The organism is Alphaproteobacteria bacterium (genome assembly GCA_017302575.1).
GTDB lineage: Bacteria > Pseudomonadota > Alphaproteobacteria > Rickettsiales > UBA3002 > JAFLDD01.
The window spans coordinates 73,765-87,918 of the sequence record JAFLDD010000001.1 but is presented as its reverse complement, the minus strand read 5'-3'; the positions used below and the strand labels follow the sequence as shown (position 1 = coordinate 87,918).

The 14,154-nt window shown below is 51.1% G+C and carries 11 protein-coding genes; 6 read left to right on the top strand and 5 right to left on the bottom strand.

Annotated elements, in window-relative coordinates; genetic code table 11:
- The first annotated feature begins 50 nt into the window (after positions 1-50).
- Entirely contained in the window at positions 51-1,004 is a 954-nt protein-coding gene (locus tag J0M34_00415; GenBank protein ID MBN8542712.1) for a hypothetical protein, read from the top strand.
- A gap of 49 nt (positions 1,005-1,053) precedes the next feature.
- Positions 1,054-1,272 (top strand): hypothetical protein, encoded by a 219-nt coding sequence (locus tag J0M34_00410; protein MBN8542711.1) that lies wholly within the window; start codon positions 1,054-1,056, stop codon positions 1,270-1,272.
- A 1-nt stretch (position 1,273) separates the two neighbouring features.
- Here J0M34_00410 and rpoD read toward each other — a convergent pair whose 3' ends face one another.
- The 3 genes from rpoD to J0M34_00395 form a co-directional block, all read right to left on the bottom strand.
- Entirely contained in the window at positions 1,274-3,616 is a 2,343-nt protein-coding gene (gene rpoD / locus J0M34_00405) for an RNA polymerase sigma factor RpoD (protein ID MBN8542710.1), read from the bottom strand.
- Positions 3,617-3,782: 166 nt separating this feature from the next.
- Positions 3,783-4,052: a hypothetical protein gene (locus J0M34_00400; protein ID MBN8542709.1), complete on the bottom strand. Its 270-nt coding sequence runs from the start codon at positions 4,050-4,052 to the stop codon at positions 3,783-3,785.
- Between the two features lie 73 nt (positions 4,053-4,125).
- Positions 4,126-5,991, bottom strand: coding sequence for a DNA primase (locus J0M34_00395; GenBank protein MBN8542708.1), 1,866 nt, complete (start codon positions 5,989-5,991; stop codon positions 4,126-4,128).
- A gap of 150 nt (positions 5,992-6,141) precedes the next feature.
- Between J0M34_00395 and J0M34_00390 the strand changes: the two genes are divergently transcribed.
- Both J0M34_00390 and J0M34_00385 read left to right on the top strand, forming a co-directional pair.
- Positions 6,142-6,861 carry a M48 family metallopeptidase gene (locus J0M34_00390; protein ID MBN8542707.1) on the top strand — a complete coding sequence of 240 codons (720 nt, stop codon included), beginning with the start codon at positions 6,142-6,144 and terminating at the stop codon, positions 6,859-6,861.
- Between the two features lie 19 nt (positions 6,862-6,880).
- Entirely contained in the window at positions 6,881-7,663 is a 783-nt protein-coding gene (locus J0M34_00385; GenBank protein ID MBN8542706.1) for a prepilin-type N-terminal cleavage/methylation domain-containing protein, read from the top strand.
- 6 nt (positions 7,664-7,669) lie between these two features.
- On the opposite strand, the gene J0M34_00380 is transcribed toward J0M34_00385, so the two are convergent.
- Entirely contained in the window at positions 7,670-10,027 is a 2,358-nt protein-coding gene (locus J0M34_00380; protein ID MBN8542705.1) for a PBP1A family penicillin-binding protein, read from the bottom strand.
- Between the two features lie 60 nt (positions 10,028-10,087).
- Here J0M34_00380 and cyaY point away from each other — a divergent pair, with 60 nt between their 5' ends.
- Together cyaY and J0M34_00370 are read left to right on the top strand one after the other, a co-directional pair.
- Entirely contained in the window at positions 10,088-10,399 is a 312-nt protein-coding gene (gene cyaY / locus J0M34_00375; GenBank protein MBN8542704.1) for an iron donor protein CyaY, read from the top strand.
- Positions 10,396-12,189: an ATP-binding cassette domain-containing protein gene (locus tag J0M34_00370; protein ID MBN8542703.1), complete on the top strand. Its 1,794-nt coding sequence runs from the start codon at positions 10,396-10,398 to the stop codon at positions 12,187-12,189. Before cyaY ends, J0M34_00370 begins: the two co-directional genes overlap by 4 nt.
- 11 nt (positions 12,190-12,200) lie before the next feature.
- On the opposite strand, the gene J0M34_00365 is transcribed toward J0M34_00370, so the two are convergent.
- Entirely contained in the window at positions 12,201-14,060 is a 1,860-nt protein-coding gene (locus J0M34_00365) for an OmpA family protein (GenBank protein ID MBN8542702.1), read from the bottom strand.
- Positions 14,061-14,154: the final 94 nt, after the last annotated feature.

Here is a 14,154-nt window from a genome sequence, read left to right as displayed (position 1 = left end):
TAGGGAACATATTAATCGTTTGTTAAGCCATCGAACGTAGTATTAACGGTATGAATGCACCCCTACAGTTGGAAGCAGACTATGACTCGCAGGTTAACGCGGCACAAGGTATGCTTGGCGATCTGCTTGGTCAAGTAACCGACCCCGAACAGCGCCGAGAGATATTGTCGTTACTTGGCAATCTACATTCCATCGGCCCACAAACCAATGTGAGTGCTTTGCTTGCACAAGCAAATACTGTGGCAATTGCCGCAAGAGACAAAGCCTCTACCAACGAAAGTCTAAGGCGTATCGTTAACGAGTATATACTCGAACAACAGCAAGCCGCACAGCTTAACGCCCGTATTGCATGGATGAGTTACATCACCAGTGAAGAATTCATCGATGAAAACACGACCTACAGTGCAACAAATCTTACTGGTATTTATGATGCTAACGGCATACTTCGCGATGACTTGTTAATTACCAACGCCGAAGCTCAAGCAGCAGGTTACACAAGCGCTGCAGCTTATGCACAAAGTCTTGGTTGGAGGGATGCTAATGGTGCATCACTCGTAGTTGAGAACGATACTGGCAATGTTATCACGGGCGCAGATGGTGAAGATATACCTCCACGCCAATACTACACGATGAACAATGGCGTTCCGACTATTATCTTTCGTGAACAAGATCGATTGTCAGTAGCAGCCCAAGATGCAACTGCAACCATACAACGCATACATGCCGATCAAACCTTGACCCCAGAGCAACGCGCTACTCAAATAGACGTTATCCAACTGCACACTCAAAGGAGGTTGATAGCCGCTGGTGCAACGCCTGAAGATTTCTCTATGGAGCTTTCTCCTGAACAACGTCAGGCAGGTGGATTGTACATAAACCCGCTTACTGGCGAGCATTTTCGTGCAGATGACGTACCCGAAGGCGAAAGAGTAGTACCCCTAGATCATTACGATATGTTAGTAAGGCAACAGCGAGAGGCTCTTGTAGAAAAATCTGGATCTTAACGGCGATAGATTTGTTTCTACAGAAGAGAAGACACGGCTAGCAGATAGCATGGATCTCAATGATGACGGCAGAGTAGAAGCCAGTGAGGTCATACGTTTCACACAATTAGAGCAAGCACACGGCATTGACTTGGCTGATATCGCACGCTCATTGGATGCGGCCGGAGTGCGCATAGGCACTGGTTCCGCACAAGAAATTGCTGATGGGATGCAACAATTCGTTTCAACCCCCGCCCAACAAGCTGCTGCCGCGATTACTCAGCGCTAGGTTAATTATCCAAGAAGCTACGCATTTTGCGGCTGCGGCTTGGGTGCTTCAGTTTACGAAGCGCCTTCGCCTCAATCTGGCGGATACGCTCACGTGTTACACTGAATTGCTGGCCCACTTCCTCAAGCGTATGATCGGTGTTCATACCGATACCAAAACGCATGCGGAGTACGCGCTCTTCACGTGGAGTGAGTGACGCCAGAATACGCGTCGTTACTTCACGCAAGTTGCTCTGAATCGCCGAATCAAGCGGCAATACGGCGTTCTTGTCCTCGATGAAATCACCAAGATGCGAATCTTCCTCGTCACCCACTGGCGTCTCGAGCGACACAGGCTCCTTAGCGATTTTCATTACCTTGCGCACTTTGTCGAGAGGCATCACAAGACGTTCTGCCAACTCTTCCGGTGTTGGTTCGCGGCCAATTTCATGCAACATCTGGCGGCTGGTGCGAACGATTTTATTGATCGTCTCGATCATATGCACGGGAATACGAATGGTGCGCGCTTGGTCAGCAATCGAACGTGTGATGGCTTGGCGAATCCACCATGTCGCATAGGTCGAGAATTTATAACCACGGCGATATTCGAACTTATCAACCGCTTTCATAAGACCGATGTTACCTTCCTGAATCAAATCAAGGAATTGCAGACCACGGTTCGTGTACTTTTTCGCAATCGAAATCACTAATCGAAGGTTAGCCTCGATCATCTCTTTCTTTGCGCGGCCAGCATCGCGCTCACCCTTGCTCACGGCCGATATAACGCGCTTCAACTCACCGATATCCAAGCCAGTCTCCGCCGAGATTTTACCAATCTCCGAGCGAATATCCTCAACCGCTTTTTTCTCTTTTTCGGCGAATTCTTTCCAGCCTTTTTCCTTGAGCTTCGCCACGCGCTTTAGCCAGTTTGGCTCCAACTCATGACCTGAATATTCTTTCAAGAAGTTCTGGCGCGACACTTTGTGCTTTTCTGCCAACTTAAGTAGCTGCATCTCAAAACCCAGCAAGCGCTTATTGATGCCGTAAACCGTATGCATCAAATACTCGACCTTCATGTTGTTGAAACGAATGGAGAGCAAAATCTCCACCATTTCATCCAGCAGGGCTTTATATTTTTTACCATCTGGGCCAGTGAATAATTCTTTGTCACCCATGGCCTGTGATTGTTTTTTCTCTTGAAGCTTACGCAAGGTTTTCGAGAGTTTCGCGAACTGGTCGAACTTCTCAAGCACTTGTGGCAGCAGTTCCTGCTCCATCGCAACAAGTGACAATACCGCAGCCTCGTCGTCGTAATCGTCTTCTTCGACTTGCTCTTTACGACCACCTTCAAGCTTAGCGTATTCGTCCTCTTCTTCCTCGTCGTCCTCTTCTTCGTCCTTCTTGCTGAGCACACCTTCACGCGCAGCTTCAGCAAATTTTTCTTCGGTACCCGCGCCGTAGGTTGCGTCTAGATCAATCACTTCGCGCAGCATCATCTCGCCATTGCTGAGACGATCGCGCCATTCCAGAATCATTTTCATCACGGTAGGCGATTCGCAGAGCGACGAAATCACCATTTCGCGGCCACCTTCGATTCGCTTAGCAATCTCAATCTCACCTTCGCGGCTGAGCAGCTCTACGTTACCCATCTCGCGCAGATACATGCGCACAGGGTCATCCGAACGACCGTAGGACTCTTCTACTTTTGCAGCATTCTCTGCTTCAAGCTCGAAGCCGTCACCCGCAACTGCCACCTCTTCTTCACCTTCAACAAAGGGGGCATCATCCGCCTTGTCATCCACGTCAGGCAGTTCAATCACCTTCACACCTTGTTTACCAAGGCGGGTCATCAATTCATCCATCACCTCAGGAGAGAATTCACCTTCAGGCAGACGCTTGTTAAGTTCATCAAACGTCAATACGCCCTTGCGCTTACCAATCTTGGTGAGCGCTGCAATCAACTCATCCGAAAGTTCCACTTTTGCTTTGGATGTTTTCGATGCTTTGGTTTCTTTAGCAGCAGGTTTTTTTGCAGCTTCCTTCACTGGCGCTTTTTGAGCAGCCTTTTTATCGTCTTTCTTCGCAGCGGCCTTTGGCGGCAAATCAAACAGCGCAAGCTGCTTGCTATCCTTTTTGGATTTAGCCGCAGTAGCCTTAGGCATAGCTTTCTTCGCTACTGGTTTAGGAGCGGGCTTTTTCGCGATAGGTTTTTTGGGAGCAACTTTTTTTGGCGCAACTTTCTTCGCCGCAGGCTTCTTCTTGATCACAGATTTAGCTACTTTCTTCACAGGTTTCTTGGGGGCGGGTTTCTTTTTCGCTTGAACTTTTTTCGCCAGTTTTTTGTTTGCCGATTTCTTGGACGCCATGCATTGACCTCGTTGTCAAGTGGGTAAGAGGCCGCATATATGCACTATGTTTTGAGTGTTTACAAGTGTTTAATTGGGGTTTGTCAAGAGGCTGTCAAGCACCTCTACAAACAACAAAAAAGGGTGCCTTCTTAAGGCACCCTTTATCAATCTCCAGCATTCAAGCCTAGCTTCGGAATACGCTTCGTGCGGTTTGCGTTAATTGTGCATCCGATTTGGGAGCACCATTTGTATAATTTGCTACCGCAGCTCTGAACTCCGCAGCTAATTCTGGATTAACGATGGTTCTTACCACATCACCACGACTACCCAATACCTCAAGTGTATTACCTCCGCTACGACCAGTAATCGTAAGGTCACCAACCGTTGCTACTGGTATAGGATCTCCATCAGTATCCACTCGTTCATATGATGCGTTAAGCGTGCTGTCTGCCATAAAATCTCCTTTTCGTGATTCGTAAGACAAAGCTAACAATAACTAGTTTATAATAAGTTAATATCTTATATTTTTAGCCGCCCGCCACCGGGTCTTCTCTATAAAACCGCGTGCGCTCCAATTCCACATGCTCAAGCTGGGTTTTAAGGTCAATGACACGCTGTTGATTTTCCTCACTTAATTCAGCCTCATAGGCGCGCTGGGCTTCGGCAATATCTGCCTTGAGTCGCAGCCTGTCGATATCATTCATCACCTCTGGCCAGAGGCGCTGGGCGAGCATCACCCGTGCGGTTTCGTCCCCTGCCCGCGCGATTCCCAAATCTTTAAGCGCCGTCTCGATAAGCTTGAGCTCCAGCGTATCTTCGCGCAGCATCTCCTCTAGCGCTTGTGCAGACAACGCAGGATATTCGATATGCGCCTCCGTAATACGACCATGCAGCTTAGCAAGCGCAGGCGTTGGGAGCGGCACACTTAACCATGCCTCTTCAGCATTTGCGTCTTGTAGTAATGGCGGGTGCGTAATGACCAGTGCTATCAACTTCGCCACGGGCGTAACCAGCGCCGCTTCAGCATCACGCGGCATGAAAGGCGCTGGTGGTGCAGTCACGCCTTGTGGTTGCTGCGGTTTGCCTTTTTGGTAAGGCACAAATTTAGGCTGCGCCGCAGGCTGCTGCTGCACACGCAATTTATCACGCATGAATTGCTTATAATAATGCTGTACCGTCGGATGCTTGATTTGCGTAATACGCTGCATGAGCTGCGCTTCTTGCTGCGCCTTCGCTTCGGGCGTATTCGCTTCTTGCCCCATCACCTGATTCCACAACACATCCGAGAGTGGTTGGGCGCGCTTCAGTACTTCAAACATCGCCTCCACACCTTGAATGCGAATCAGCGAATCGGGGTCTTCACCTTGCGGTAGCTGTGCGAACTTGAGCGTCTTACCTGGAACCAATAACGGCAACGCCAAATCCGACACGCGTGTCATGGCACGCGCACCGGCACTATCACCATCAAGGCACATGACAGGCTCTCCCACCAACTGCCAGCAAAGTTGCAATTGCTCGGGCGTTACTGCTGTGCCTAGTGGGGCGACTGCATGTTCGATTCCTGCTTGCGCAAGTACAATCACATCCATGTAGCCTTCGCATACCGTTAGCTCGCCAGTCGCAATAGCCGAACGTCGCGCAAAATCGAGATTGAACAGCATGCGCCCTTTGTGAAAGAGCGGCGTCTCAGGTGAGTTGAGATATTTTGGTGCTTCCGAATTGGGCTCACCTGGTAATACGCGACCACCAAATGCCACCACTTTGCTTTTGCGATCACGAATCGGAAAGATCAGTCGGCGACGGAATCGCGAGTAAGGCGTTTTGTCTTCCACGTTAATCAGCAAGCCAGCCTCGATGAGTTGAGCCTGCGTGATTCCCTTTTCGCGCATCGCTTTGCTTAGCGCATCACGGTCGGCAGGCGCATAACCTATGCGAAATTTTGCAAGTGTCTCTTGGTTAAGGCCGCGCTCGCGCGCATATTTACGGGCGAGCTCCCCCTCGGCCGACTGGTCAAATTGCTCCTCAAACCAGCTACATGCCGTCTCTACTATATACTGTAGGCCTTTGGCCTGCTCCTCGCGCTCCACCTCGGCCTTACTATAAGTAGGCAACTGCATCCCCGCCTGAATGGCCAAGCGTTCAATAGCCTCGGGGTAGCTAAGCCGCTCATAATCCATGGTAAAGCCAACGACATCCCCATGCGCGCCACAACCAAAGCAATGAAAGAACCCCTTTTCGTCATTGATGGTGAAGCTCGGCGTCTTCTCTTTATGGAAGGGGCAAAGGGCATGAAACTCCCTCCCTGCCCGTTTTATAGGCACAGCTTTACCGATCACTTCCGAAAGTCGGTAGCGGGATTTGAGGTCATCGATAAACGATTGAGAAAACTTCATTTTTTCTATGTTCTACTTTATTTTCACATTGTGCAAATAGTTCTATTGACCATGGGGGTTTTAGCGCCCTATGTTGAATGCAAGGGGTACATAGTTACTCCCGATTTTCCGAAATCAAAACAAAAAAGAAAAACAACCAAGGGCAACGCAATGACGAATCACTGGCACGAACTTTCTGTTCCTGAATTTCTAAAAGTCGGCAAAGAAGTTTTACCACTACTTATCAGACGCCATCAACGTGCCAAGCGCATTTGTTTGCGCTACCATCCGACTAAGCATGCAATCTCGCTCACGCTGCCACGTCACACACGCGTGAATGACGGACTGAACTTCCTCAACCAAAAAAGTGATTGGCTGATTACCACCTTAATGGAAATGCCAACCAAGAAGCGTATCAAGCCAGGCGTAGTGATTCCAATCCTTGGTGAGCGCGTGCGCATTAAGCACGATGCAGATCAACGTGCTGCTTATAAACTCGACCGCGATGCACTGATTATCTCAGGCGAGCGCGCAGACTTCCAAAAACGTACGACCGACGCACTTCGCAAAATCGCTAAAAAAGAAATTGCACTGCTGGCCGAGAAGAAAGCAAAGAAACTTGGCCGTCGCATCAACCGCGTCACCGTACGTGATACACGCAGCCGTTGGGGCAGTTGCTCGTCCACGGGTAACCTTTCCTTCTCATGGCGTTTGATTTTCGCACCAAGCGAAGTGATGGATTATGTAGTGGCACATGAAGTCGCGCACCTGCGCTATATGAACCACTCCGACAAATTCTGGAACATGGTCGAATATCTCTGCCCCGATTACGAAGTGGCCAAAGAATGGCTCAAGCTGCATGGCAAAGAACTCTATCGCTTTAATGCGTAATCATGTATAAGTGATAGCCATGATGCATCGTCGTGGTTTCAGCTTAGTCGAACTTTCTATTGTTCTCGTAATCCTCGGATTACTCACGGGCGGCATCCTCGCTGGCCAGTCACTCATCCGCGCATCGGAACTTCGTGCCGTAACGACAGAAGTCGCGCGCTACACTACAGCCGCCCAAACCTTCCGCGATAAATACTTCTCACTTCCCGGCGACACGCGTGACGCGACGCGCTTCTGGCTGCGCATGACCAATACCGCTGATTGCGTGACCAACTCTTCTGCGGCAGTTAACGCTGCTGGCAGCTGCGATGGGGATGGTGATGGCATGGTCGAAGTTGCAGGTGCTGCCAGTCAATCAGGTGAGATGCATCAATATTGGCGCCAACTTGCCCTCTCCGGCTTAATTGAGGGCACATATACTGGAACGGCAACCGCTACCAGTGCCTCACATGTATCAGTAGGCTCCAATGCCCCACGCTCTAAACTTGGTCAAGCAGGTTGGGGGGTTGTCTGGTACGGTACTACGAGCGATGCAGCGCGCTTTACCAGTAACTACGGGAATGTTTATACCTTCGGTGCCACCTCCGGCACCAGTGAGAATGATGGTGTAGTGCTCAAGGCCGAAGAGATGTGGAATATCGATACCAAGATGGATGATGGCAGACCTGCTTACGGAACTGTCATCTCGCGCAAGAACGCTTCACGTCCGAATTGCGCAACGACAGATGTCGAGAGCACGGCGCAATATGCGCTCACCACTACGGCGATTGGCTGTAATGCCTACATCAAAACAGGGTTCTAGAAATCTCTAACGACGCCTGCGATCACCATCAGGATAGGTGTATTCCACTTTACCTTCCTCCACGCCTAGCTTCTTCCAGAAACCTGGGGTGAGTACTTCTTCTTCCTTCTCCTCACGCGCTTCATTAGGCTGAGCGGCCTCGATCGCTTCTTCTGGCATGTCTTGTACTGGCGCATCAATGATGGGTGGGAATCGTTCAACCGACATTTCCTGAGCTGCGGGCACTTCGCCTTCAATCGTCTCCTGACCTTCGCCCCACTCTTCGCCTTGGCGTTTGAATGGTGCATCCGCCTGAATAGGTTGTCCATCTGCATCAAATTGCGGTTCTTCTGGCGTCGTCTCACTGCCACCAAACAACCAAGGCAACAAACCTTCGCTATTGCTGGTGCTGTTCGGAATCGACTGCACAGGAACACCTTCCATGGCACGCACCATAAAATCGCGCCAGATCATTGCAGGCAGGCTACCGCCTGTAATCTTCGCCATCGGCTGGTTGTTGTCATTCCCCACCCATGCACCCGCAACTAGTTGCGGCGTAAAACCAATAAACCATGCGTCTTTGTAGCCTTGGCTAGTTCCAGTCTTACCAGCAGCAGGGCGACCAATATTCGCACGCGCACCTGTACCAGCACGTACCACATCCAGCAGCATATAGTTCATCATCTCCACCGTACCACGCGCCAAAACAGGTTCGCGCTCCGTAGGTTCGTGCTTGAATAGCTCTTCGCCTTTCGTAGTGCGAATACGCTCAATACCGTAGGGCTTTACCTTAAATCCTTCATTGGCGAGGTGGCCATAGGCTCCCACCAAATCCAGCAACGTCACCTCCGAAGCACCAAGTGAAATAGAAGGATGCGCAGGAATATTCGGAATACCCAAACGCTGCGCCATCTGCGCGACTCGCCAGACTCCAGCATATTGCGCCAACCGTACCGACACCGTGTTCAGCGATTCACGGAATGCCTGCGCCGCAGGAATAAACCCTTTATAATCGCCTGTGTAATTTCCTGGCGTCCATGTTTTGTTACCAACTTGCAGCGTGATGGGCGCATCTTCCACTTCGCTCATCGGCGTTAAGCCTGCTTCGATTGCCGCAAGATATACAAACAACTTAAACGAAGAACCAGGTTGGCGCTTTGCTTGCGCCGCGCGGTTATATTGGCTTTTGCCGTAATTCAAACCACCAATCATGGCTTTCACTGCACCATCTGGCGACATCGCAATCATTGCGCCTTGGCTCACGTTCTTGCCTTCACCTTCCATCGCCACCACATTTTCTACAGCATCGTTGGCGTAGGCCTGCAAGTCAGGATCCATCGTCACCGTAACAACCAGATCACTTTCCACGTTGCCGACATACTCAGGCAATTGGTCGACAATCCAATCGGTGAAGTAGCGCACATGGCCCCCTTCTACCGCTTTAATCGAACCTTGGTCGTATTCACGAATGACGCTTTGTGCTTTCTGCGGGGTCATCATACCTGCATCGACCATGTTCAGCAGCACTTGCGCCGCACGGTTTTTTGCACGTTGCATACTAGCGGTCGGCGCAAAGCGTGACGGCGCTTTAAGCAGCCCCGCAATCATCGCCGATTCCATCATGCCCATATGGGTGGCGGGCTTGCCAAAATAACGTAGTGACGCCGCATCAATACCAAACGTTCCCGCGCCGAGATACACACGGTTCAGGTAAATCGCCATAATCTCTTGTTTAGTGAAACGCCCCTCCAGCCAGAAGGCCAAAATCGCTTCCTGCAATTTGCGCTTCAGTGAACGCTCTGGCGTCAGGAATACGTTCTTCGCCACTTGCTGCGTAATGGTAGATCCCCCCTCAACCACACGCCCAGCCATGATATTTTTTACCGTTGCCCGCGCAATGCCCCACACGTCGATACCATTATGGGCAAAATAGCGTCGGTCTTCGGTAGCAATCACTGCTTGGATAAGATGCTTGGGCATCTGCTCGTACGAAACATAATTGCCGTAAATATCACCATAAGTAGCAAGGATTTTACCATCCTGCGCTTCAACCGTTACGCCGCGCTGCTTCTTCACCACATCAAGCGAACTAATATCGGGCAAATCGCGCACGATGAGAATCAACCCAATGCCGCCCACGATCATCAGCAGCATCATGACGCTAAAGCTTGCACCCACTAAACGACGGCGCAACGCACTGCGCTCTTTGCGTGCCTTCAACCCTTTCGGGGCACGCCCGCCCACATAAAGCTTATTACGCACAGGCTTCTTCTTCACGGGCGCCCGCTCGCGCGCACCTGTGGGCGCTGATAGCTTGGGCTCTCCGCGCTTTATGGATTTCTTCTTGCGAAGCTTGCGTTTTTTCTTTTTGCCAAAAAATAACATGCGGCGCTCTATAGCGGATGTTAGTGGCATCGTCACTAAGCTTATGTTAGGAACCGTTTTATGAGCACTGAAACTGACTTCCACCGCTTTGCCGATGCCACACTTGCTGCCCTATTCGAGCAGCTTGAAAGCGCCTATGAGAGCGGCTCTTTAGAGGACTTAGACCTGCAAGACGGCATCCTGACCATTCAAACCCAAAGCGCTCAGACCTTCGTCGTCAGCAAACATACTGCTTCGGGGCAGATATGGCTGGCATCGCCCCTCACGGGCGGCCTGCATTTTTCCTTCCAAGACGGTGAGTGGAAATTGGCCGACGGCACCATACTTGCCGAACGCCTAACCCTTGAGCTTATGCAAGTAGGCGGCCTATGACATACCCCGTCATCAAAGATGATAGCCTTCCCAAAGGCAAACTCAGCAATTTGCGCTACTTGGCGCATTATCTTCGCCCTTACAAAAACGGAGTGATTGGCGCGAGCGTCGCACTCGTGATTACTTCCAGTGGCGTATTAGGCATTGGCAAAGCGCTGCAATACCTCGTCGATGAAGGCATCGCCAAAGGCAACCCAGCATTGCTTGGTAACGGCTATCTCATTTTACTGGGCGTCGTTGTCATACTCGCAGTGGCCACTTATGCACGCTATCTTTGCGTATCATGGGTGGGTGAGCGCGTGGTGGCCGATATTCGTCGCGACGTATTTGCCAAAATTCTTTCTATGCACACTGCCTATTTTGAATCCACCCGCACGGGCGATTTACTCTCGCGCATCACCACCGACACAACCTTACTACAAAACGTCGTTGGTTCTTCTGTGTCGATTTTTCTACGCAACACACTGCTATTCACCGGCGGTGTTATCATGCTGCTCATTACCAGCTCGGCACTCACCCAATATGTATTGCTCATGCTACCAATCGTCATTGTGCCCGTAATCGTTTTAGGCCGCAAAGTGCGTGCCCTTTCTCGCGCTACACAAGACAAGGTCGCCGACATTTCCTCCCACGCCGAAGAGGCAATAGGCGCGATCCACACCATTCACGCTATGACCCTGGAACAAAGCGAGAATAAGCGCTTCAATCGTATCGTTGAATCCACGCTCGCCACGGCACTGAAACGTATTCGCACACGCGCCTTGCTTACGGCTATTGCTATCACGCTTATTTTCGGCGCGATTGTAACGGTGCTCTATATTGGCGGGCAATACGTCGTTGCTGGAAAAATCACCCCTGGTGATTTATCCGCCTTTATTTTCTACGCCGTAGTAGTTGCGGGCGCTATGGGTGCTGTCAGCGAAGTCGTTGGTGAATTGCAGCGCGCTGCTGGTGCCACCGAACGCTTGATGGAGATGATGCAGCTAACACCCATCATCACTGCCCCAAAAGAGCCACATGTATTCAAAACAAATCCTGAAGGACGTATCGCATTCGAGCACATCACCTTCAATTACCCTGCACGGCCTGACCATGCCGCGCTCAGCAATATCTCGTTTCGTATCGAGCCAGGCGAGACCGTAGCAATCGTCGGCCCATCAGGCGCTGGCAAGACCACCCTCTTCCAATTATTACTGCGCTTTTATGACCCACAATTCGGCATCATCCGCGCCGATGGTGTCGATATACGCCACCTCGATCCACGCTACTGGCGCGGCTTCATCGGCACCGTGCCACAAGACCCCACTATCTTCTCCACCAATGTGTGGGACAATATTCGCTGCGGCAATCCAAGTGCAAGTGATGCAGCCGTACGTGCAGCCGCAACCACCGCTTCAGCGCTCGAATTCATTGAGGCTTTACCGCAAGGTTTTGATACGTATCTAGGTGAAAAAGGTGTGCGGCTTTCAGGCGGCCAGCGCCAGCGTTTAGCTATTGCACGCGCGATTGTGCGCAATCCTCGTATCCTGCTGCTCGACGAAGCCACCAGCGCATTGGATGCAGAAAATGAAACCGCGATTCAAACTGCGCTCACTGCCGCAACACAAGACCGCACAACACTAGTAATTGCACATCGCCTTGCAACCGTTCTCAAAGCCGACAGAATTATTGTGTTGAATGATGGCAAAATCGAAGCGATGGGCACACACACAACTTTGCTTGAAACCAGCCCGCTTTATAAGCGGTTGGCAGAGCTCCAATTCACATCGTCAGAATTGGCTATAGCGTAGCACAGTCGTCGCTATTTCAAGAACACATCCGCACGCTCTGCCTGTTCTTTATTACCCATTGCCTGCACATTGATTTTTAGTTGGTTCACGCCTTGATCAATCAAATGCGCGCGAATCTGCAAGGCACGCGAGAGCGAGATACGGCGCGCAATGGAAGCTTGCTCTGCTGTACCTGCTGCATAGGCAACAATTCGCACGTTACGGTCTTCACGGGTAATTTGTTTAGCGAGATCGGTCAGCTCTGCCTTGGATGCTTCATCCAACTCCGTAGCATCTTTACTGAAGGTAAACTGCGCGCTCGCCGTGCCCTCCACCACTGGTTTTGCTGGCTCTTTCTTAATATCCGCTTTCACGAATTCTGGCTTTGGTAACGGTGCCATTGCTACTTTAGTTTTCTTGGCGGGTGCTTCAGGCGATGATTTGAGTTGCGAGAAATCAGGTAATGGCGGTGGCGCATCCTTATCCGTTTCTTTTGGCTGTACTGCTGGCAACTCGATAGGTGGTAATGCTGGCTCAGCTTCACCTTTCGTTACTTTAGGCATTTCCTCTGGCGCATCCAGTGGCTGCAAGACAGGCGGCTGCGTATCCTTACTCATCACACCATCTTGTGGCGCCACAATATCCAGTGAGGATTTTTCTTCGCCCCCACCCGTAATCGGAGTCAACGAAGGTAGCGCAGGTGGTGGTAAATCAACGTCATTACTGCCTGCGGCGATTGGTTTATTTTCCAATGCTGGAATCTCAGGCAATGCCGCGATTTGTGTTTCTTCACGCTTCACTGGCGCAGTTGACTTTGGCAATACTGCCTCCATCGGCGTTGCGGCTGCTTCTGCTAAACGCTGCTTCTCTTCCAATTGCGCGCGACGTGCCGCTTCCTGCTGATCAGCAAGTTGTGCCGCCGCTTCATCGGCTTTCATTTTGGAATCAACAGTTGGATCAATGATCGTCGTCTTGTCACCAATCACACCCTCTTTTTCAGGTTGCTTGGCGAACAACGTATCCATCCGTTTTTCAAGGGATGGCAATAATGGTTTTTCGTCTGGCGCAGCACCAACTGCAGGTAATTCTATTGGCGGTAATTCCACTGCATCCTTCTTCACGACCAATACATCAGGTGCTGGCGCAGGTTCGGGCAATGCAGGCGGCAATTGCTGTGCTTCCTGTTTAGGTGGCTCTGGCAACGCAAGGTCAGACTTCAATTCAGGAATGCCTGGCGCCGCTTTGAAATCAGGAATCTCTGGTAGTGCTGGTGCTTCCGTTTTAGCGGTTTCAGTAGGTTTAGGTGCTTCCTTCTCAAGCGCCTCCATCAGCTTCTTTTCATCCATTGGCTTAGGTGGCTCGGCCGCTACTGGCGGTGGCGGTGCCGCTACGGGTTTTTCTGCGGGAGCTGCTGGTTTTGGGGGTTCTGCTTTTGCAGTCTCAACAGGCTTAGCTGCTGGTTTTGGCTTCGGCTTTGGCGCTTTGGCAACCACTGGCTCCAATCGTGGTGCTGGGCCACTGGATGCACCAAACGGTGCATTCACAGGCTTGCGCTGGGCCACCATATTTTCCTCAGGCTGCATAGGCTGCTCTTCGGGGATCTTGCGGCCACTGGCCGTCACACGCTGGCTTGGACCAGTGTTGGTGGTAGGTGCGCTATAGCCCACAGGCGGAAGTGCGGTAGCAGATATGCTATCACGCCCTTGAACGGGAGCAGCAAAACTGGTTCCCCGCGCGGCGGCCTCAAGCTCTTTGAGGACTTCAAAATTCACCTCGACACTCGGCTTGGTAGGCCTGCGCATCTGCGCCTCAGCCGAAGGCGCACCCCACGCGCACAGCAAGGCAGCGCATAGAATGCGTGCACGCCAAGACTGGTTCAACTGGTTACGCATATGAGGCATGTTCTTGTTTTTCTACTCGTAATAGCTGCCGAGGGTAGCCTAAACTTGTATCAAACCGCTAATGTGGGAGGCAAGCAACTTACCC

What these genes read in the sequence shown, in the direction of transcription:
- J0M34_00415 (MBN8542712.1), top strand. Translation starts at nt 51, where the DNA reads ATGAATGCACCCCTACAGTTGGAAGCAGACTATGACTCGCAGGTTAAC.
- J0M34_00410 (MBN8542711.1), top strand. Translation starts at nt 1,054, where the DNA reads ATGGATCTCAATGATGACGGCAGAGTAGAAGCCAGTGAGGTCATACGT.
- rpoD (MBN8542710.1), bottom strand. Translation starts at nt 3,616, where the DNA reads ATGGCGTCCAAGAAATCGGCAAACAAAAAACTGGCGAAAAAAGTTCAA.
- J0M34_00400 (MBN8542709.1), bottom strand. Translation starts at nt 4,052, where the DNA reads ATGGCAGACAGCACGCTTAACGCATCATATGAACGAGTGGATACTGAT.
- J0M34_00395 (MBN8542708.1), bottom strand. Translation starts at nt 5,991, where the DNA reads ATGAAGTTTTCTCAATCGTTTATCGATGACCTCAAATCCCGCTACCGA.
- J0M34_00390 (MBN8542707.1), top strand. Translation starts at nt 6,142, where the DNA reads ATGACGAATCACTGGCACGAACTTTCTGTTCCTGAATTTCTAAAAGTC.
- J0M34_00385 (MBN8542706.1), top strand. Translation starts at nt 6,881, where the DNA reads ATGATGCATCGTCGTGGTTTCAGCTTAGTCGAACTTTCTATTGTTCTC.
- J0M34_00380 (MBN8542705.1), bottom strand. Translation starts at nt 10,027, where the DNA reads ATGTTATTTTTTGGCAAAAAGAAAAAACGCAAGCTTCGCAAGAAGAAA.
- cyaY (MBN8542704.1), top strand. Translation starts at nt 10,088, where the DNA reads ATGAGCACTGAAACTGACTTCCACCGCTTTGCCGATGCCACACTTGCT.
- J0M34_00370 (MBN8542703.1), top strand. Translation starts at nt 10,396, where the DNA reads ATGACATACCCCGTCATCAAAGATGATAGCCTTCCCAAAGGCAAACTC.
- J0M34_00365 (MBN8542702.1), bottom strand. Translation starts at nt 14,060, where the DNA reads ATGCGTAACCAGTTGAACCAGTCTTGGCGTGCACGCATTCTATGCGCT.